The 20059-nt window shown below is 60.0% G+C and carries 15 protein-coding genes; 3 read left to right on the top strand and 12 right to left on the bottom strand.

The genetic code is table 11. The annotated features are described in order from the left end of the window. Positions 1-8 precede the first annotated feature (8 nt). The 5 genes from BY447_RS18855 to BY447_RS18835 are packed head-to-tail and all read right to left on the bottom strand — an operon-like array spanning position 9 to position 5103. Positions 9-1076, bottom strand: a complete 1068-nt coding sequence (locus tag BY447_RS18855) for an ABC transporter permease (protein WP_013357650.1) — start codon at positions 1074-1076, stop codon at positions 9-11. A gap of 38 nt (positions 1077-1114) precedes the next feature. Further along, complete coding sequence (locus BY447_RS18850; protein ID WP_110331818.1) at positions 1115-2647, bottom strand: sugar ABC transporter ATP-binding protein; 1533 nt, start codon at positions 2645-2647, stop codon at positions 1115-1117. Positions 2648-2657: 10 nt separating this feature from the next. Beyond that, the gene (locus BY447_RS18845) at positions 2658-3269 is read right to left on the bottom strand and encodes a DUF2291 family protein (RefSeq protein ID WP_033732419.1); all 612 of its coding nucleotides are present in this window, start codon (positions 3267-3269) and stop codon (positions 2658-2660) included. Positions 3270-3314: 45 nt separating this feature from the next. Beyond that, positions 3315-4250 (bottom strand): D-ribose ABC transporter substrate-binding protein, encoded by a 936-nt coding sequence (locus BY447_RS18840; protein WP_033732417.1) that lies wholly within the window; start codon positions 4248-4250, stop codon positions 3315-3317. A 55-nt stretch (positions 4251-4305) separates the two neighbouring features. Continuing rightward, positions 4306-5103 (bottom strand): GolD/DthD family dehydrogenase, encoded by a 798-nt coding sequence (locus BY447_RS18835; protein WP_061062308.1) that lies wholly within the window; start codon positions 5101-5103, stop codon positions 4306-4308. 352 nt (positions 5104-5455) lie between these two features. Between BY447_RS18835 and BY447_RS18830 the strand changes: the two genes are divergently transcribed. The 3 genes from BY447_RS18830 to mazF all read left to right on the top strand — a co-directional run bounded on the left by BY447_RS18830 (position 5456) and on the right by mazF (position 7001). Beyond that, positions 5456-6268, top strand: coding sequence for a DeoR/GlpR family DNA-binding transcription regulator (locus BY447_RS18830; protein ID WP_033782898.1), 813 nt, complete (start codon positions 5456-5458; stop codon positions 6266-6268). Positions 6269-6416: 148 nt separating this feature from the next. Next, complete coding sequence (gene mazE, locus BY447_RS18825; protein WP_033782896.1) at positions 6417-6665, top strand: type II toxin-antitoxin system antitoxin MazE; 249 nt, start codon at positions 6417-6419, stop codon at positions 6663-6665. Continuing rightward, the gene (gene mazF, locus BY447_RS18820) at positions 6666-7001 is read left to right on the top strand and encodes an endoribonuclease MazF (protein ID WP_110331817.1); all 336 of its coding nucleotides are present in this window, start codon (positions 6666-6668) and stop codon (positions 6999-7001) included. 818 nt (positions 7002-7819) lie between these two features. On the opposite strand, the gene cobA is transcribed toward mazF, so the two are convergent. From cobA to BY447_RS18785, 7 genes are all read right to left on the bottom strand, one after another. Further along, positions 7820-8701 (bottom strand): uroporphyrinogen-III C-methyltransferase, encoded by an 882-nt coding sequence (gene cobA, locus BY447_RS18815; RefSeq protein ID WP_110331816.1) that lies wholly within the window; start codon positions 8699-8701, stop codon positions 7820-7822. Next, entirely contained in the window at positions 8701-11319 is a 2619-nt protein-coding gene (locus BY447_RS18810) for a molybdopterin-dependent oxidoreductase (protein WP_110331815.1), read from the bottom strand. Before BY447_RS18810 ends, cobA begins: the two co-directional genes overlap by 1 nt. Then, positions 11316-15380, bottom strand: a complete 4065-nt coding sequence (gene nirB / locus BY447_RS18805; RefSeq protein ID WP_110331814.1) for a nitrite reductase large subunit NirB — start codon at positions 15378-15380, stop codon at positions 11316-11318. Before nirB ends, BY447_RS18810 begins: the two co-directional genes overlap by 4 nt. A 10-nt stretch (positions 15381-15390) precedes the next feature. Next, positions 15391-16179: an ABC transporter ATP-binding protein gene (locus tag BY447_RS18800; protein WP_110331813.1), complete on the bottom strand. Its 789-nt coding sequence runs from the start codon at positions 16177-16179 to the stop codon at positions 15391-15393. 10 nt (positions 16180-16189) lie between these two features. Continuing rightward, positions 16190-17062: a nitrate ABC transporter permease gene (gene ntrB, locus BY447_RS18795; RefSeq protein WP_033782889.1), complete on the bottom strand. Its 873-nt coding sequence runs from the start codon at positions 17060-17062 to the stop codon at positions 16190-16192. Between the two features lie 11 nt (positions 17063-17073). Next, positions 17074-18324 carry a CmpA/NrtA family ABC transporter substrate-binding protein gene (locus BY447_RS18790; RefSeq protein ID WP_061062302.1) on the bottom strand — a complete coding sequence of 417 codons (1251 nt, stop codon included), beginning with the start codon at positions 18322-18324 and terminating at the stop codon, positions 17074-17076. A 262-nt stretch (positions 18325-18586) separates the two neighbouring features. Beyond that, on the bottom strand, positions 18587-19798 hold the full coding sequence (locus BY447_RS18785; RefSeq protein ID WP_110331812.1) for a nitrate- and nitrite sensing domain-containing protein: 1212 nt from the start codon (positions 19796-19798) through the stop codon (positions 18587-18589). Between the last annotated feature and the right edge of the window lie 261 nt (positions 19799-20059).

Below are 20059 nucleotides of genomic sequence, written 5' to 3'. Positions count from 1 at the left end.
CGCTCCTGTTAACTGTGACGGATATCAGTGAGAGGCACTGCCTGCTGCTTTTTTTCATGGCGACGCAGCAGCACCACTTTGCTTTGCAGACGTTGCTGGAACTGGTCGATCACGACGGCTGTGACAATCACCAGACCTTTAATCACCATCTGCCAGAAATCGCTGACGCCCATCATCACCATGCCATCCGCCAGGAAGACGATAACGAACGCGCCAATAATTGAGCCGGACACCCGGCCACGTCCGCCCGCCAGCGCCGTGCCGCCCAGCACGGTGGCACCAATGGCGTCCATCTCAAACATGTTGCCGGTCATCGGATGCGCGGTCTGCAACTGAGACGCCACTACCAGCCCGACCAGACCGGCGCAGAGGCCGGAAAAGGCGTAAACAAAAATTTTCACTTTGATAATCGGCACGCCCGCCAGCCGCGCGGCGGACTCATTGCCGCCAATGGCGTAGATGTAACGGCCCAGCGGGGTTTTGCGCGTCAGGTAGAGGCCGAGCAGCAAGAAGCCGAGCATCAGCCAGATCGGCAGATACACCCCCAGCACGGTACCGGAACCCAGCAGGGCAAAACCGGTGTTGCCCAGCGCGGGCATCCCGACCAGATTGGCGTAGGTGCCGCCATCGTTGAACAGCAGTGCCGCACCGCGCGCCACATACATCATGCCCAGGGTGCAGATAAAGGGAGCCACGCCCAGCCGGGTGATCACCGTACCGTTAATCAGCCCCACCAGCACGCCAAAGATCGCCACCACCAGAATCACTTCAGGTACGTTGAGAAACAGCGTATTGCCGCCCCATAACGGAATGCCACTGGTCAGCAGCGCACCCGCCACCATGCCGCAAATCCCGGCGACCGCGCCGACAGAGAGATCGATACCGCCGGTGAGGATCACCAGCGTCATCCCTATCGCCAGCAGCCCGGTAATGGCGACGTGCTGCGTCATAATCAGCAGGTTAGAGGGGGTCAGAAAGTTCGGCACCATCACGCTGAAGAAGCCGACCACAATCAGCAACGCAATAAAGGTGCGCGCCTTGAGCAGGTACATATAGAGCAGATATTTTTGGTTCATGACGTTCTCCGGCCAGCTTAGCCCAATGGGCCAGGTGCTTAATCCTGCGGGGTTGATGCCGCGATCAGATGTTCTCTCGTTGCCGCTGCGCGGGGCAGATCGGCCGTTATCCGGCCATCGGCCATCACTAAAATGCGGTCCGCCAGCGCCATCACCTCATCCAGCTCGGACGACGAAAACATCACGGCCAGCCCCTGTTGCGCCAGATTGCCAATCAGGTGATAGACGTCGGTTTTGGCACCGACATCAATGCCGCGCGTCGGCTCATCCAGCAATACCACCTGCGGCCCGGTCATCAGCGCCTTACCCAGCACCACCTTCTGCTGATTACCGCCACTCAGCGCCGTGACCGGCAGATCGGGATCGCTGACTTTAATCGCCAGATGGCCGATCATCTCACTGACCCGCTGCTGCTCCCGGCCCGGATTCAGCAGCCCCAGCGCCCGACGAAAACCGCTCAGGCTGAAGTCAGAAAGCGTCATATTGGCAGTAACCGACATCAGTTCAATTACCCCTTCGCCTTTACGATCTTCGGGCACCAGCGCGATGCCGCTTTTCAGCCGCTGCTGAAAACTGCGTTTCGCCAGATCCTTACCTGACAGCCGGACCCGGCCCGACTGACAGGGCATCAGCCCAATCAGCCCCTTAAACAGCTCCGTGCGTCCCGCGCCCAGCAGTCCATAAATGCCGATCACCTCGCCTTTACGCAGGCTGAAACTGACCTCATTCAGCTTGTAGCCGCCGTTCTGATGCAGCGCGGTCAGCCCCTCAACCTCCAGCACCGTTTCCCCTTGTGGCGCAGGCTGATAGTCGAACTGTTTTTTCTTATCGCCCACCATCTGGGCGATAATCCACGGCACGCTGGCGTCGCGCACCTCGCGCTCACTGATAAAGCGCCCATCGCGAAAAATGGTGATGTGGTCGCCTATCTCCATCAGCTCTTCCAGCCGGTGTGAGATATAGATAATGGTGACGCCGCGTCGCTTCAGCTGATCGATGACATTGAACAGCACTTTCACTTCCGACTGGCTCAGGGCGCTGGTGGGTTCATCCATGATCAACACCCGGGTATCCTTCGACAGCGCCCTGGCAATCTCCACCAGTTGCTGATGCCCGATGCCCAGCTCGCCCAGCGGCGCATAGGGATCGACATCGAGCTGCAGCCGCTGCAGCAGCGATTTCGCCAGCGCGTACTGATACTTTTCATTGATGACGCCGCGCTGGAAAAACTCGTTGGCGATAAAAATGTTGTCCATCACGTTCATGTTGGGAAACAGATTCAGCTCCTGGAAAATGATACTGATCCCCTGCTTCTCCGCCTGATGGGTGGAGTTCAGCGATACCACCTGGCCATCCAGCAGGATCTCGCCCGACGACGGCGTTTCCACCCCGGCCAGCATCTTCATCATGGTGGACTTGCCGGCCCCGTTCTCCCCGATCAGGACATTCACTTTGTTGCGATAAACGCGATAGCTGACCTGATCGAGCGCGGTCACACCAGGATAGAGACGCGACACGTTGCGCGTTTCGATAATCACGTCGCCGGACGTTTGCGGTTGCGGATTTTGCATCTGCCGCTCCTTATTGCCGGGTGATAGCAGCCGGAGTGATATCCGGCAGCTGTTGCGGAATGTCCCAGCTGCTGAACACGCCAGTAACACTCACTTTGTCGCCCACCTTCGGCGCGAACTGCTGCATCAGGGTTGAGGCGTGCTGGTTGATCGCCTTGCCGTAATCACCAAACAGCACCTGATCGTTGAAGTCCTGATAGCTCGCGCCTTTATAGACATCGCGCAACGCCGTGCCACGAATGATTGGCCCGACCTGTATAGTGACACTGTCACCTGATTCATCCTTCACGGTCATCTTTCCGCTGCGGGAAGTGGTATTGACAGCCGTTACCTCGCCGCGAACGGAAACGCTGAAAACACAGGGATTCTCAGCCTGACTGCGATAGCCATAGGTCTGACAGGCGCTGTCAAAGTCTTTGGCAGATTGCAGCGACGACATCAGCGTCGCCAGCGGTTTCGCCTCGGCCTGGACCTGCGGCACCAGCTTCTGCTGCCAGAGCTGGTCGATGTTGGCCATCTTCGGATTGGGGGGATTCTTCAGGTCAGCCAGCTCCTGCTGCGACACAATTTTGCAGCCACCTGACAGCATGACCACCAGCGTCAGCCAGACTCTTCGGGACATCTTCTTCTCCCTGGCGCCCGCTTTCGCAGGCGCGGCAGCGGTTAATTACGACTTGTAGTTAAAGTCCTGGACGCCTTTGGCGTTTTCCGGGGTAATCAGAATGCCGCGGAACATCACCCGCTGTTTTTCCGGCTTCACGCCTTTCTGAATGAAGTTATCGAGATCGGTCACGCCTTCGGCGGCGATCGCCTGGGCCTGCAGCATCACCGTGGCTTTCAGCGTGCCTGCTTTCACCGCATCGCGTTCATCGTTGCTGCCATCAATCCCTACCACGATCACATCGTTGCGACCGGCTGCTTTGAGTGCCGCAATCGCGCCCAGCGCGACCGGACCGTTACCGCAGATCACCCCTTTCACATCGGGATGCGCCTGCAGGATGCTGTCCATGATGCGCTTGCCGTCGATCAGGGTGCCTTTGGCATCCTGACGCGCCACACTCTGCATATCGGGATATTGATCCAGCACCTGATGGAACGATTTTGAGCGGGTCACACAGTTGTTGTCGGCCAGGTTACAGGCGAGCTCGGCGTATTTGCCCTTTTCCCCCATCTTCTCGACAAAGACGTTGGCCACATCTGAACCCGCCTGAAAGTTGTTGTGGGTGATCTGCGCCAGCGCCACGTCATCCACCGGAATTTCACGGTTGATCAGCACGACAGGGATCCCGGCATCTTTGGCTTTTTTGATCGCCGCCACGCTGGCGGTGGAGTCGGCGTTATCCAGCACGATACCCTGCACTTTCTTACCGATAGCGGCGTCGATCAGTTCGCTCTGCTTCTTCACATCTTCGCCGTGCGACAGCACCGTGGTTTTGTACCCCAGCGCCTGTGCTTTGAGATTGGCGCCTTTGGCTTCAGAGGCGTAGTAAGGATTATCGAGTGAGTTAACCAGAATCATAATGGTGCCTTTTTCGGCGGCCAACGCCGCCTGAGAAACCAGACAGGCAGCCACGGCAGTGCACAGCAGGGTACGGTTTTTCATGATGTTCTCTCTTATCGTTATGGCAGGGTATGAAGTCCCGGGTGTTGGGTTGGCCTTACCAGATGGTGAAGCCACCATCGATCATCAAATCTGCGCCGGTAATCATGTCGCTGCCGTTGCTGGCGAAGAACAGCACGGCGGCGGCGATCTCATCGGTATAGGCAAAGCGACCGAGCGGAATCAGCTTTTTCATCTGCTCGCCTTTCTCGCCTCGCCAGGCTTTCTCGCCCATCGGCGTCAGTACCACGGTGGGCGACAGGGTATTCACGTTGATGCGGTGCGGAGCAAACTCTTTGGCCATCACTTTGGTCATGCCCAGCAGGCCCGCTTTGGCGGAGGTGTAGGCGACATGGTTGTCGATCGCGATGGACGCCGCCTGGGAGGCGATATTAATAATTTTGCCGCCCGCTCCGGCACGAATCATCAGCCGTGCGGCCGCCTGCGAGCAAAGGAAAGGTCCGGTGAGATTCACCGCGATCTGCTTCTGCCACTCGGCAAAATCGGTCTCAATCACCGGCTGCAGCATCACGTAGCCTGCGCAGTTGACCAGGATATCGATCCGGCCATAGTGGGAAACCACCGCGTCAAACGCCTCTTCCACCGACGCGGGAGCGGTGACATCACAGCAGACAAACTGCACCCGATCGGCCGGGAAGTCAGCCTGCAGACTGGCAACTTTCTCCGCTTCAAACGGCGGATAGAGCAGTGCCAGACGCGCGCCCTTCTCCAGCAGCATGCCATTAGTCGCCATCGCGATGCCGCCTAGCCCGCCAGTCACCACCGCCACCTTACCGGCCAGGTTCATTGCGGTATCCACGCCGTAGCGCAGGTTTACGTCATATTCACCACTCATCCCACTCTTCCCCTCATATTTTTGCTGATGCCGCTGACTCAATCATTTTCGAACAAAAATATAAGCTATCGAAAAGAAATGATATGTGGGGCAGATCAAATTTCGACCATCTGCCGTTCAAAGCGGCTTATCTGATTGAAAAGACGTGATCTGGCTTCCAGTCCCGAAATAAAGCCTGCTGCCTGCAATCCGGAAACCCTGAGAGATTCAATAACCTGCGGATTATTTGTTTTCGTTCGAAAATCAAAGGTAATTCAGGTCATCTCGCATTCATAAAAATGGCGCGTTAAACTCAGCGACAGAGACCTTGTTCGCCCGAGCCATCAGGTTACTGGAAAAGGGAGCATTTCGATTGAAAAGCAAAAGTGAGCAGTTCGCTGACATGCAGCAACGCCGCGAGAAAATTCTGGAGATGATCCGTGAAGATGGTACGGTCACGGTCAAAGCGCTGACCGAGACCTTTGGACTGACTGAAGCCACATTACGCAGCGACCTGCGCATGCTGCAAAAACAGGGGTTTGTGCAGCGCTACCACGGTGGCGCAACGCTGATGACGGGCAAGCAGAATACCGGCGCGATGCTGCTGGAGCGGCAGACCCATCTGGAGGAGAAAGAGGCGATTGGCCGACTGGCGGCGCAGCATATCGAAAATGGCGACACGGTGATTTTCGATTCCGGTACCACCACCACCGCGATTACCGACGCCATCAGCCATATCCGCCGTTTATCGGTGGTGACCACGGCGGTTAATATCGCCCTGAAACTGGGCGGCGAGCCGGGCATTAATATCCTGCTGACCGGCGGAACCTTTAAGTTCCCGACGCTCTCCACCTCGGGCGAGAAAGCGGCCAGTTTTTTCGAAAATGTGCTGGCCGAAAAACTCTTTCTTGCCACCGCCTGCATTTCACCGCGTCTGGGCCTGAGCTTCCCCAGCGAAACGGACATTAAGGTCAAACTGGCGATGATCAAATCAGCCAGCACGGTTTACGTGGTGGCGGACTCCAGCAAAATCGACAAGGTGTCGATGTTCGCGCTGCCCTGTGACTGGAGCAACATCCACTACCTGATTACCGACAGCGGCATCAGCACCGCGCAGGTTAAAGCGTTTGAAGCCTTAGGCGTGAAAGTGCTGGTGGCCCCGCTGCCGCTGAAGCGGGCGATGTAATGCTCCTGCTTTTTTTATGCAGGAAGCCTGGCACGTGCACTGCACCTTACGAAACACGACAATACCCAACGTTCAGGCTCACACCACTTGTGTATACAATGTATATTGCGTTAGCATGTATCTACATTGTGTATTGGAGGCATGTTAAATGATTCATGGAAATGTTAAACGCTGGGGTAACTCTCCAGCAATACGTATCCCGGCGACATTGATGCAGGCACTCAATCTTAATATTGATGACGAAATAAAAATCGATTTGGTTGAAGGAAAACTCATTATTGAACCTGTAAAGCAGGAAGTTGGTTACTCTCTTGCAGAACTGCTTGAAGGCGTGACAGAAGAAAATCTGCACGATCCGGTTGAATGGGGTGAGCCTGTCGGGAAGGAGATTTGGTAAATGGTAAGCCGTTTTGTGCCTGAAGCCGGAGATATCATCTGGGTGGATTTTGATCCGACCAAAGGAAGTGAGCAGGCAGGTCACAGGCCAGCTGTTGTTCTTAGCCCGTTTGCTTACAACAATAAAACCGGCATGTGTGTCTGTGTACCCTGCACAACGCATTCAAAGGGATATCCGTTCGAAGTTCCCATAAGCGCTGAGAAAGATAGCGTTGCCCTATCCGACCAGGTAAAAAGCATCGCCTGGAAAGTCAGGGGGGCCATGAAAAAAGGTGTCGTTTCCGCAAGCGAACTTCAGCAAATTCGTGGAAAGATAAAAGTCATCATCGGTTTATAGCCTCAGTAGTTTCTGAACAATCAGACACATCGGTCTTTCCGAAAATGATTCTTCAAGGCAGGCATTTTCTGCCTAAGCAAACCGCACCGGTCTGCCCCCACATCCCGGCACGTGCGCGCTCACCATCCGCACCTAATTCAGACCCGTTCCCGCAAAACCCCGCACCAATGCTAACCGTGCAGGAATGGCCTGCCTGAAAAGCAAAGTGTGCGAGCCAGGGAGGGCGAGCCCAATCCGCAGGGATGCGGGATCCCTTTGCGATCAGGCAGGCCTTTCCTGCACGACGCACCCTATTTCCACTCCATTTCAGCAAACCAGCAAAACCCCGCACCAATGCCAACCGTGCAGGAATGGCCTGCCTGAAGAGCAAAGTGTGCGAGCCAGGGAGGGCGAGCCCAGTCCGCAGGGATGCGGGATCCCTTTGCGATCAGGCAGGCCTTTCCTGCACGACGCACCCTATTTCCACTCCATTTCAGCAAACCAGCAAAACCCCGCACCAATGCCAACCGTGCAGGAATGGCCTGCCTGAAGAGCAAAGTGTGCGAGCCAGGGAGGGCGAGCCCAGTCCGCAGGGATGCGGGATCCCTTTGCGATCAGGCAGGCTTTTCCTGCACGTCGCACCGTACTTCCTGCACGACACACCGGCTCTTCAAATCATTCCTGCTTTCTCACCCAAACCTACCTGCACCTAATCGCGATCCGCTTCCGCAAAACCTCCGCACCATCGCCAGCCGTGCAGGAATGGCCTGCCTGAAGAGCAAAGTGTGCGAGCCAGGGAGGGCGAGCCCAGTCCGCAGGGATGCGGGATCCCTTTGCGATCAGGCAGGCTTTTCCTGCACGACGCACCGTACTTCCTGCTCAAGGCACCCGACTTCCTGCACGTCGCACCGGCTCACCGTCGCATCCCCCCGCACCTGCAAATCCGCCCGATAAAAGCTCACGACCTCACCCACCACCAGCAGCGACGGCGACACCGGCTTCTCCTGCGCTACCGTCTCCGCCAGGCCACCCAGCGTGGTAATCAACACCCGCTGATCCGGCCGGGTTCCATTCTCAATAATCGCTACCGGCGTCTCCGGATCACGCCCCTGCGCCTGCAACTGCGCACTGATCGACGCACTCCAGCTCAATCCCATATAAAACACCAGCGTCTGATTCACCGCCGACAGCGCGGCTGCATCCAGCTGCGGCTCGCCACTCCGGCCATGGCCGGTAATCAACCGCAGCGACTGCGCACAATCCCGATGCGTCAGCGGAATCCCGCTGGCCGCCGCACAGCCCACCGCCGCCGTAATCCCCGGCACTACCTCACAGCGAATCCCGGCCTCCTGCAGACTCACCATCTCCTCGCCACCGCGCCCAAAAATAAACGGATCGCCTCCCTTCAGCCGGATCACATTGCGCCCGCTGCGCGCCAGATCCACCAGCAGCTGATTAATCTGCGCCTGCTTCAATCCGTGCTGCCCCGGCTGCTTACCTACGTCAACGCATAACGCGCTCTCCGGTACTTCCGCCATCACCGCTTCACTCACCAGCCGGTCATACACCACGACTTCAGCCCGCTGCAGCAACCGCAACGCCTTCACCGTCAGCAACTCCACATCGCCAGGGCCTGCGCCCACCAGCCACACCGCACCCTGCGGCTTTGCCACCCCGGCAGGGGCCAGTAACTTATCCAGAGAATCAATTGCTCGCGTCATCATTCCTCCACAACCACGTCTGACAACAAAAGCTGCTTCAGCTCCGGAATACAGGAGCCACACTGCGTGCCGCACTTCAGCTTCCGGCCCAATGCCTGAGTGGTTCGACACCCCTGCGCTATCGCCTGCAAAATCGTCTGTTCACCCACCGCCATACAGCTACAGATAATCCGGCCTGCCGCGCTGCGCTGCGCCGACTGGCCCGCCAGCACGCTGTGCCGCCCGGCAGCGTCCTGCGGCGCATCCGCAAAGGCCGTCGCGACAAATGCACTATCAATCGACGGCAACATAGATCCGGCATAAAACGCCAGCTGTAACTCGCCGTCATGCCATGCCAGCAGCCGGTAATCATTGCCGCTGCCGGTGGCGAGCTGCAGGTCACAGCCTGACACATCAACCTGCCCGGCCAGCCACGCCTGCGGCGATCCCTCGCCTGCTACCGCATAACGCTGCACCGCCGCATAGGGCGCACGCGACCAGTAACGTAATCCTGCGGGCTGCGTAATCCCGCGCTGCCACAACCAGCCCTGCCAGCTCACCGCCAGCGGCAGAATCCGGACCGGCGTCTGCTTCAGCGCAGGCTGCCCTGAAAACGGACAGGCGCGGGCGGCGACCAGCATATCGACGTGACTCTGCTCACTGAACTGCCGGTTCCAGTGCATCGGCACAAACAGCTCACCGCGCCGTATGCCGGCATCAGCGCGCACCCGCGCACTGATCCAGCCCTGCACCGACTGCACCCGTGCCAGACCGCCTGCCGTCACGCCATACTGCTCAGCGTCAGCCGGATGCAGCGCCACAAATGGCTCATCACAATGCTGCATCAGACGCGGCACCAGTCCGGTGCGCGTCATGGTATGCCACTGATCGCGCACCCGACCGCTGTTCATCAATAGCGGATAAGCCGCATCACGCGGGGTTAAGGCAGGCGTGGCCGGGACAAGCAGCCGGGCTTTGCCGTCAGGGTGAAAAAAGCGGCGATCGCCAAACAACCGCGCACAGCCCTGCGGATGAGCAGCATTTACCGGCCACTGAACCGGACGCAGCGCATCCCATTCGGCCTGGCTCAACTGCGCCAGCCCGCTGATATCAAACGCCCGCTGACCGCCGTTCTCAAACCCCGACAGCGCCGCGTGCTCGCAGAAAATCTCCGACGGATGCTGCCAGTTAAATCCCTCACGGAATCCTGACCGCTGCGCCACCTGCGCCAGCAGCCACCAGTCAGGCCGGGTATCACCTGGTGCGGCGGCAAAGGCGCGCTGCCGCGAAATACGTCGCTCTGAATTGGTGACCGTGCCGTTCTTCTCGCCCCAGCCCTGGGCGGGCAGCAGAATATCGGCAAAGGCGCTGGTATCGGTCTGCGCCATCACATCTGAGACAATGACCAGCGGACAGGCCGCCAGCGCCTGCGCCACGCGATTGCCCTCCGGCATCGACACCGCCGGATTGGTGCCCATAATCCACACCGCCTTCACCTCGCCTTCGGCAATCGCCCTGAAGAGATCCAGCGCCATCAGCCCCGGCTGGCGGGCCATCGCCGGGCTGCGCCAGAAACGCTGCACCCGGTCGCAATCCTCGTCAGTAAAACTCATGTGCGCCGCCAGCTGGTTCGCCAGACCGCCCACTTCGCGACCGCCCATGGCATTTGGCTGTCCGGTCAGCGAAAAAGGCCCGCAGCCCGCACTGCCTATTTTACCTGTCAGCAGATGCAGGTTAAGAATCGCCTGGTTATTGTCGCTGCCAGTGGCGGACTGATTAATCCCCATGCACCACAGCGTCAGCACCCGATCGTGCTGGCTGACCAGCCGGAAAAAGTGCATCACCTGCTGTTCCGTTAAATCACAGGTCTCTGCGACCCGCGCGACATCCCACTGCGCGGCGGCGGCCAGGGTTTCACTCACGCCATTCAGGTGCGGCAGCATGCTGGCATCAAGGCCATCGTTCTGCGCCAGCCAGTGCAGCAGACCGGAAAACAACGCCGAATCGCTGCCGGGACGCAGTGGCAGATGCAGATCGGCCTGATCACAACTGGCCGTGCGGCGCGGATCGATAACGACTATGCACATCGCCGGTCGCTGCTGCTTCGCCTGCATCAGCCGCTGCCAGACCACCGGATGCGCCCAGGCAGCATTGGACCCCACCAGCAAAACCAGATCGGCCTGCTCCAGATCCTCATAACAGCAGGGCACCGCATCGGCCCCCAGCGCCCGCTTATAACCGACTACGGCTGATGCCATACAGAGCCGCGAATTGGTATCGATATTGGCGGCACCGATGTAGCCCTTCATCAGCTTATTGGCAACGTAGTAATCCTCGGTCAGCAACTGGCCTGAACCGTAAAACGCCACCGCCTGCGGACCATGCTGATCGATCACCGCCCGTAATCCTGCCGCTGCCGCATCCAGCGCCGCATCCAGGCTGACCGGCTGGCCGTTAACCTGAGCGGTAAGAAGACGCCCCTGTGGCGTCAGCGTCTCGCCCAGCGCCGCGCCCTTAACGCATAACCGGCCTGCGTTGGCGGGATGGTGCGGATCGCCGATCACCGATGCCTGATGATTGCCCTGCGGCGTGACGCAGACGCCACAGCCGACGCCGCAATAGGGACAGGTACTGTTCATGATGCCTGCGCCAGCGGATTTTGCGGACGGTTTGCCAGCCAGATCTGCCCCGCTTCCAGCTTCACCGGCCAGCAGCGCAGCTGATGCTGCGGATTATCCAGACTCTGCCCGTCACGCAGCCGCACCCGCTGCTTGTAGAGCGGAGAGATCACCACCGGCTCGCCGCCGACGTCACCCAGAATCCCGCGCGACAGCACGCTGGCATCGCTGCCGGGTTCACGATCCTCCAGCGCATAGAACGCGTCGCCAAAGCGGAACAGCGCAACACGTTCGCTGCCGAGCCGCGCCCCGATCCCCGCTTCTGGCGGAATCGCCTCCAGTGCGCAGACGGCGCTCCACGGCTCGGCGGGCAGCTGCAGCAGCGGGCGCGCAGCCACGGCTTCAGGCTGCCGCTGGCCGCGTACCCGGCTGTAGTGCAGGGTTTCATCGGGCTGCTCGCTGTTGATCGTCGGCGTAAACAGTGCGAGCCGCGACGGGTCCGCCAGCGTGGTCTGCCACTCACACTGCCAGGCGTCAACCACCCGCTGCATCTCCAGCTCCAGCGTCTCACCCAGCCCAAGGCTATCCTCAATCACCACCTGGCGCAGGTACTCGAGACCGCCTTCCAGATTGTCCAGCCAGACGCTGGTGCGCTGCAGACGATTAGCCGTACGGATATAGAACATCAGCAGGCGATCGACATAGCGCAGCAGCGTGGCATCGTCGAGGTCGCTGGCGAACAGGTCGGCATGGCGCGGCTTCATGCCGCCATTGCCGCAGACATAGAGGTTCCAGCCCTTTTCGGTGGCGATCACGCCGATATCTTTGCTCTGCGCTTCCGCACACTCGCGCGTACAGCCCGAAACCGCCATCTTGATCTTATGCGGGGCGCGAAGTCCCTTGTAACGGTTCTCCAGCGCGATGGCGAAGGCGGTCGAATCCTGCACGCCGTAGCGGCACCAGGTCGATCCGACACAGGACTTCACGGTGCGCAGCGACTTGCCGTAGGCGTGACCGGTTTCAAAACCGGCCTCAAGCAGCGTCTGCCAGATAGCGGGCAGCTGATCGAGCCGCGCGCCAAACAGGTCGATACGCTGCCCGCCGGTGATTTTGGTGTAGAGGTCATAACGCGCCGCCACTTCACCGATGGCGATCAGCCCCTGTGGCGTGATTTCACCCGCCGGAACGCGCGGCACCACCGAATAGGTGCCATCTTTCTGGATGTTGGCGAAGTAGCGGTCGTTGGTATCCTGTAGCGGCAGGTGCGCCGGTTTCAGCAGATAGTCGTTCCAGCAGGAGGCAAGAATCGACCCCACCAGCGGCTTGCACACTTCACAGCCCTGACCCCTGCCGTGTGAGGCCAGCAGCGCATCAAAGGTTCTGAACTCACCGGCCCGTACCAGGTGATAAAGCTCCTGCCGTGAATAACTGAAGTGGTCGCAGACATCTTTTTTCACCTCGACGCCGAGAGTTTCCAGCTGAAACTCCATCACCTGCTTCACCAGCGCCGCACAGCCGCCGCAGCCGGTGGCCGCTCTGGTGCAGCTTTTGATGCTGCTCATCTCACCGCATCCGCCTTTCACCGCCTCGCAGATATCTCCCTTGCTGACGTTGTGACAGGAGCAGACCTGGGCGCTGTCGGGCAACGCCGCGACCCCTGACGCTTTCGGCGCACCGGCCAGCGCAGGCAGGATCAGGCTCTCCGGCGCGGCAGGCAAGGGTAAATCGTTGAGCATCATCTGCAGCAGCGTGGCGTAATCGCTGCTGTCCCCGACCAGCACGCCGCCCAGCAGTCGGGTGCCCTCCGCAGAGACCACGATTTTCCTGTAAATGCCTTTTGGCCCGTCGGTCCAGTGATAGTGCTGACTGCCCGCCGTGCGGCCATGGGCATCACCGAACGACGCCACTTCCACGCCCAGCAGTTTCAGTTTGGTGCTCATGTCCGCGCCGCTGAAGGCAGCCGGTTCAGCCGCCAGATGTCCGGCCAGCACACGCGCCATCTGATAGCCCGGCGCGACCAGGCCAAAGATCTGACCGTTCCACAGCGCGCATTCACCAATGGCAAACACGTCGTCATCACTGGTCTGACAGCGATCGTTAATCTCAATGCCGCCGCGCGGCCCGAGCGTCAGGCCCGCCTCGCGCGCCAGCTCATCGCGCGGACGGATACCGGCGGAGAACAGCACCAGGTCGCCGGGTAAATGGCTGCCGTCAGCAAAACGCAGCACCACGCTGCCGTCGGGCTGCTGCTCAATCAGCTCGGTCTGTTTTGAGGTATGAACCGTCACGCCCAGCGCATCGATCTTCTGACGCAGCATCAGCGCCCCACCCTCATCGAGCTGCACCGCCATCAGGCGTGGTGCAAACTCCACCACATGCGTCTCCAGCCCGAGCTGCCGCAGCGCATTCGCCGCCTCCAGACCCAGCAGGCCGCCGCCAATCACGATACCGCGCTGGCTATGACGGGCGCAGGCGGCAATGGCATCCAGATCATCCAGCGTGCGATAGACAAAACAGCGTTCGCCGTCGTGGCCCGGCACCGGCGGGACGAACGCGCGTGAGCCGGTCGCCAGCACCAGCTTATCCCACGCCAGCTCATTGCCCGCGCTGTCACGCAGGCTGCGCTGCTGGCGATTGATCGTCACTACTGTGCAGCCGCTGCGCAGTTCAATACCGTGCAGGGCAAAGAAGTCTGTGCCGACCAGCGACAGATCGCCGGCCGTTTTACCGTTGAAATAGTCTGACAGATGCACCCGATCGTAAGCCTGCTGGCGCTCCTCGCCATAAACCACGATGTGATAGTGCTGATGCAGTTCACGGGCAACCAGCTGTTCAAGAAAGTGGTGACTGACCATGCCGTGACCAATGACGGCTAAAACCGGTTTACTCATCTCAGGACTCTCTGCAGCCTGTGGCTGCGGTTCAGGTTGATCGTGATCGAACAGGGCATCGAGCGTGACAGAGTCGGCGCGCTGCAGACGTTCCAGCAGCGACGCGCCCTGCCGGGTGTCGCCGGAGAGCAGCACGCCACAGAGGCGGCCCTGACGGAGAAAAAGGCGGCGGTAGTCGCCGGAGAGCGGATCAAAACTGCTGATGGAGGGTGCCTCGCTGACGTCGCCGGCGCTGAACAGCGAAATGCCGCTGACTTTGAGCCGCGTCGCCAGCGGCTCACTGACGAAATCTGCCAGCGGCGATCCCGCCAGCTGCGCCGCCAGAATCTGTGCCTGCGCCAGGCAGGGCGCGACCAGGCCAAAGGTTTCGCCCGCGATTTCGCAGCACTCGCCCACGGCGTAAACATCGGGAATGGCGCTGCGCAGCTGACCATCGACCAGAATGCCGCGCTGACACGGTAGCCCTGCCGCCTGCGCCAGCGTGACCTCTGGCTGAACACCGATGGCAATCACCACCTGCGTGGCGGCGCAGTGACGCCCGCAGGTTAGCGTCACGCCCGCCTCGTCAATCGCCGACAGTCCGCTGTTCAGTTCGCAGTGGATACCGCGCTGCGCTAAGGCCGCCAGCAGCAGCTCACCCGCTTTTGCATCCAGCTGGCGATCCAGCAGCCAGGGTTTATGGTGCACCAGCGTCACCTCACGTCCTCGGGCGCGGAGTGCCGCCGCCGCTTCAATACCGAGAAAGCCGCCGCCCAGGATCACTACCGGTCCCTGGCCCGCCAGCAGTCGCCGGACGTCGGCGATGCTGCGAAAACCCATGACGCACTCTGCGTCGATGCCGGGAATCGCGGGCAGACGGGGCTGCGATCCGGTGGCAAACACCAGCCGATCCCAGTCGAGCTGGCGCTGATCGGTCTGCACCGTCCGCGCCGCCAGATCGACCTGCTGCACGGTTTCACCGTTCAGCAGCGTCACGCCGTGCCGCTGATACCAGTCGCGATCGTGGATCAGGGTGTCAGTGAAGGACTTTTCACCCGCCAGCACCGGCGACAGCAGCACGCGGTTGTAGTTGCCGTGCGGCTCGCGGCCAATGACCGTAATGGCGTAACGCTGAGGCGCACGCTGCAGCAGGCTCTCCACCATCTGCATCCCCGCCATGCCATTGCCTATCACCAGCAACCGTTGCCTCATGGTCTGCTCCTTACGCTGCCGTGGTCTGTTTTTCATAGAGGAAATGCAGCACTTTCTGGCGCAGCTGGTGATAGCGCGGCTCATCCGCCAGCGCCACCCGCGAGCGCGGTCGCGGCAGATCGACGGTGAGGATCTCCCCGACCTGTGCCGCCGGGCCGTTGGTCATCATCAGCACCCGATCGGAGAGCAGCACCGCTTCATCCACGTCATGGGTGATCAGCACAATGGTGGTATTCAGATCCTGCTGAATGCGCATCACGCTGTCCTGCAGGTGGGCGCGGGTTAAGGCATCCAGCGCGCCGAATGGCTCATCCAGCAGCAGCACGCGCGGCTTCATCGCCAGCGCCCGCGCAATGCCGACACGCTGCTTCATGCCGCCGGAGATTTCGCCAGGCCGCTTGTGCATGGCGTGGCTCATCTGCACCCGATTAAGGTTGTGCTCGATCCAGTCGCGCATCTCCGCTTTGCTGAAACGCCCTTTAAACACCTGCTGCACCGCCAGTTCGACGTTCTGAAATGCCGTCAGCCACGGCAGCAGCGAATGGTTCTGAAACACCACCGCACGCTCCGGGCCAGGTCCGGTGATTTCGCGGTTATCACACAGCAGTACACCGCTGCTGGGACGGGTTAATCCGGCAATCAGGTTGAGCAGTGTCGATTTGCCGCAGCCGGAGTGGCCGATCAGGCTCAGGGTTTCCCCTTCGTGGATATCAAAACTGACGTTGTCCAGTGCCAGAAAGTCGCCGCTGGCGGTGTTGAAACGCTGGCTCACCTGCTGAACGCGAATAATGTGTTGCATGGTGTTCTCCTTATTTTTCCCAGCTGAAACGACGGACCAGCAGCATCAGCGCCTGCTCCAGCAGCAGCCCGACGACGCCGATAATCAGGATGGCAATCAGAATGTTTGCCACGTTGAGGTTGTTCCACTCGTTCCAGATCCAGAAGCCAATCCCCAGCCCGCCGGTCAGCATTTCGGCGGCGACAATCACCAGCCAGGCAATGCCGATAGAGAGACGCACCCCGGTGAGCACCGCAGGCAGCACGGCGGGCAGCAGGATCCGGCGCATCACCGTCCATTCAGAGAGCTGTAGCACCCGCGCCACGTTGAGGTAATCCTGCGGAATACGCTGCACCCCTTCAGCGGTATTGATGATCATCGGCCAGATGGAACAGATGAAAATGGTCCAGCTGGCGGCAGGTTCGGCGCGCTGAAACAGCAGCAGTCCAATTGGCAGCCAGGCCAGCGGACTGACCGGCCGCAGCAGGGCGATAATCGGATTGAACATCCGCGCCATAAAGGTAAAGCGCCCCAGCAGAAAACCCGCCGGGATGCCCACCAGCGCGGCAAGGCCGAAGCCGATGGCGACGCGCTGCAGCGAGGCCAGCACGTTCCAGCCGATGCCCTGATCGTTGGGGCCATTGCTGTAGAACGGGTCAGCAAACAGCACCTGCGCGGCCTGCCAGGTGGCATAAGGCGAGGGAAACGAGGGTTCGGACAGCGCCGCGAGCTGCCACACCAGCCACATCAGCAGCAGGCCGCCCGCGGCGGGAATGGCGCGCTGCAACAGCGGACGCAGCCGCGCCGGACGAACTGCGGCTTTCGGGGTGATCTGTAGCGGAATAACGGTGGCACTGCCGGGGGTTTGCTCCGGCTGCGCCAGGGCGCGCGCGTCAGTTTTCATGGCAACCTCTCTTAACGTTTGATAGCGAAACTGGCGGCGTAGGCAGCAGGATTGCTGCCATCCCAGACTTTGCCGTCGATCAGGGTGCTGCTGCGCATCTCACTGGCGGGCAAGGCAATCTGCCCGACGGCGCTGGCGGCCTGTTTGTAGATGTCGATGCGGTTGATCTGGCGGGCCACGGCGAGGTAATCGGGATCGCTGGTGAGCAGTCCCCAGCGTTTCATCTGAGTCAGGAACCACATGCCATCTGAGAGCCACGGAAAACTGACGTTGCCGTTGTCGAAGAAGCGCATCGGATGCGCGTCCTGCCACGACTGTCCCAGCCCGTTCTCGTACTGACCAAGCATCCGCCCCTGCAGCGTCTCCACTTTGGTGTTGATCCAGGCTCGACCGGCTAACACCTGTGCGGTTTCACGGCGGTTATCGTCTGAGGCATCGATCCAGCGCGCCGCCTCCAGCACCGCGGCAGTCAGCGCGCGGGCCGTATTGGGATTCTCTTTCACCCACTGTGCACGGGTGCCAAGCACCTTTTCCGGATGCTCCGGCCAGATCTGCTGGCTGGTGGCGGCGGTAAAACCGATGTTGTCGCTGATGGCACGCTGGTTCCACGGCTCGCCGACGCAGTAGCCGCTCATGTTGCCAATCTTCATGTTCATCACCATCTGCGGCGGCGGCACGACCACGGTGCGCACATCGTCAAACGGATGAATGCCGGCATTCGCCAGCCAGTAGTAGAGCCACATGGCGTGCGTACTGGTAGGAAAGGTGTGGGCGAAGGTCAGGCTGCCTTTGGGGCTGCCATCAACGGCTTTTTTCAGGCTGGCCGCATCGGTAACGCCACTGGCTTTCAGCTGGTTCGACAGAGTGATCGCCTGGCCGTTGTGATTGAGCGTCATCAGGTTCGCCATGTCGTGCTGCGGCCCCGCTACGCCAAGCTGCAGCGCGTAGATCATGCCGTAAAGCACATGGGCCGCATCCAGCTCGCCGGAGGTCAGTTTGTCGCGCACCGCCGCCCAGCTTGCCTCTTTGCTGACCTGCAATGTCAGGCCATACTTTTTGTCGAAGCCCTTTACCGACGCCATGACGACCGGCGCGCAGTCGGTGAGTGGGATAAAGCCAACCCGCACCTGCGCCTTTTCTGGCGCATCCGAGCCTGCTGCCCAGACTGCATTTCGTAATCCCGGCACGATCCAGGCCGCACCCAACGCTGCACCGGAGATCAGCGCCTGACGTCGTGTCAGTGAAAATGGCGTTTTGCTCATCATGTTGCCCCTGAACAGAAATAAAAAAAGGCGTCCTCCGACAAGCCGAAGCCTGCGGATGGACGCCTTTATCCAAAGCACTGACCCCACCGCCATTGGCGGGAGCAATGCGTACTCTCTATAGGGTTAAAGCAAAGGGTGTGCCAGATCGCTGGAGCCGCGTTAAAGCCGACGTGCGGTGATGCGCTGCTGAATAATTAACCTTCTTTGCACGTTTCTGACGCAGATCACGCACAAAGGTTGTGCAGCTACCTCGTCCGGGTTAGTTGCTCAGGGTCTTCGCGACGGCCAGCACTGCCTGCGCGATCTCCAGTACGCGCTTATTCTGATTCATCGCACTTTTGCGCAGCGCCTGCCAGGCGGCCTCTTCGGTGAATCCCTGCTGCTGCATCAGCCAGTGTTTGGCCTGATCGATTACTCGTCGCTCGTCGAGTGAAGCGCGCATCGATGCCAGCTCATCTGCCTGCTGCTGCAGGCGCTGTGACTGCTCACCAATCAGCGACAGCACCGAGCGCCCGAGCTGCGGGGCCAGCCCGTCACTGCTGAGCGTTGACGCGCCAGGCAGCCAGTCAGCTCCGCAGACGTAGAGCGAGAAGTTGCTGTCACTCTGCACGACCGGCGATGCCGCCTGTTGCTGCGCCTGCTTAATCGCCTCACGACAGCGCTGCATCAGCGTGGCCGTCAGGGCATCCTCCAGCGTTTTCATCTGGTCCAGACGCTCGGAGAGCAGGGAAAACCACTCCAGCGCGCCGGTTTCATCATACTGGCTACCGGTGCAGGCGATGCGCCGCAGCCGTTCGATATCCCGGCTGGCCTGAGACAATGGCTGCCAGCTTTCACAGGCGGCGCTGTCGGCAAACTCCCGGAAGGTGGTAAAGCTCTGCTCCTGAGCCGCAATCAGCGCCACCATCTGGCTGCGCTGCTCAGGCGTGAACTGCCGCGCCGCAAAGCCAGCAGAACCGATGGCCCGCTCCTGACCTGCCAGCTCTTTGCCCTGCATAAAGCTGAACAGCGCGATCAGTGCACGCGAGATATCGGGATCGCTGGCGGTGTCGGCTGCCTCAAAAACCAGATTAAGTAAGGTGCGGATAACCTGATTAAATGCCGCCATCGCCGCCGCCTGATCCCGCTCATGCTGGCTGATTTGCTGACGCAGCAGCGGTAATTCCGCCAGCGCCTGCAGGGCAGCCGCAATCAGGTTGCAGAAACGACTGAAACCGGGCTGTGCGGTGGCGGACGGCAGCGCCTGATAGAAATGGTGCAGGCCGGCGCTGACCTCCTGCTGACGGGCGTGACGCTCGGTGCTGAACAGCGTGCCACCGGAGCAGATCCAGAGATTGTTTGCGCCGCGTTCCCGCTGCAGCCGATGAACCAGCTCACTGACGGCAGCCATCAGTTCGCCGGTCTTAAGCAGCCGTTGCAGGCTGGCAATATCGCTGTCACGCGATGCCTGCAGCCAGATCAGGGCATCCATGGTTCACCTCTCCGCCATTAAAACTTTTCTGAAGCAAAAGGCGTGCCGCTTTCCGGAAAAAAGGCGGACATATCCGGCGCGTAAATTCTGATTTTGATAAGATTCTTTGGGTGAAGAGATAAATTTTATCGGTAACGAACGATTAGAAATGCTTAATAGTTTCCAATCGGATCCATTGCATGTCAGAATGCGCGGCAATATTCTCAACCAGTTTGTCTCTGCGATAATTCAGTTCGCTTTAACTATCACATTGTCTGGCGC

Origin of the sequence: Pantoea sp. JKS000250 (assembly GCF_003201065.1) — a bacterium.
In the GTDB taxonomy this organism is placed as follows: Bacteria; Pseudomonadota; Gammaproteobacteria; order Enterobacterales; family Enterobacteriaceae; genus Pantoea; species Pantoea vagans.
This window is presented reverse-complemented; position numbering and strand designations above follow the sequence as displayed.

Excerpts from the sequence above, each read along its gene's own strand:
- BY447_RS18855 (WP_013357650.1), bottom strand. The coding sequence starts at position 1,076 with ATGAACCAAAAATATCTGCTCTATATGTACCTGCTCAAGGCGCGCACC.
- BY447_RS18850 (WP_110331818.1), bottom strand. The coding sequence starts at position 2,647 with ATGCAAAATCCGCAACCGCAAACGTCCGGCGACGTGATTATCGAAACG.
- BY447_RS18845 (WP_033732419.1), bottom strand. The coding sequence starts at position 3,269 with ATGTCCCGAAGAGTCTGGCTGACGCTGGTGGTCATGCTGTCAGGTGGC.
- BY447_RS18840 (WP_033732417.1), bottom strand. The coding sequence starts at position 4,250 with ATGAAAAACCGTACCCTGCTGTGCACTGCCGTGGCTGCCTGTCTGGTT.
- BY447_RS18835 (WP_061062308.1), bottom strand. The coding sequence starts at position 5,103 with ATGAGTGGTGAATATGACGTAAACCTGCGCTACGGCGTGGATACCGCA.
- mazE (WP_033782896.1), top strand. The coding sequence starts at position 6,417 with ATGATTCATGGAAATGTTAAACGCTGGGGTAACTCTCCAGCAATACGT.
- mazF (WP_110331817.1), top strand. The coding sequence starts at position 6,666 with ATGGTAAGCCGTTTTGTGCCTGAAGCCGGAGATATCATCTGGGTGGAT.
- cobA (WP_110331816.1), bottom strand. The coding sequence starts at position 8,701 with ATGACGCGAGCAATTGATTCTCTGGATAAGTTACTGGCCCCTGCCGGG.
- BY447_RS18810 (WP_110331815.1), bottom strand. The coding sequence starts at position 11,319 with ATGAACAGTACCTGTCCCTATTGCGGCGTCGGCTGTGGCGTCTGCGTC.
- nirB (WP_110331814.1), bottom strand. The coding sequence starts at position 15,380 with ATGAGGCAACGGTTGCTGGTGATAGGCAATGGCATGGCGGGGATGCAG.
- BY447_RS18800 (WP_110331813.1), bottom strand. The coding sequence starts at position 16,179 with ATGCAACACATTATTCGCGTTCAGCAGGTGAGCCAGCGTTTCAACACC.
- ntrB (WP_033782889.1), bottom strand. The coding sequence starts at position 17,062 with ATGAAAACTGACGCGCGCGCCCTGGCGCAGCCGGAGCAAACCCCCGGC.
- BY447_RS18790 (WP_061062302.1), bottom strand. The coding sequence starts at position 18,324 with ATGAGCAAAACGCCATTTTCACTGACACGACGTCAGGCGCTGATCTCC.
- BY447_RS18785 (WP_110331812.1), bottom strand. The coding sequence starts at position 19,798 with ATGGATGCCCTGATCTGGCTGCAGGCATCGCGTGACAGCGATATTGCC.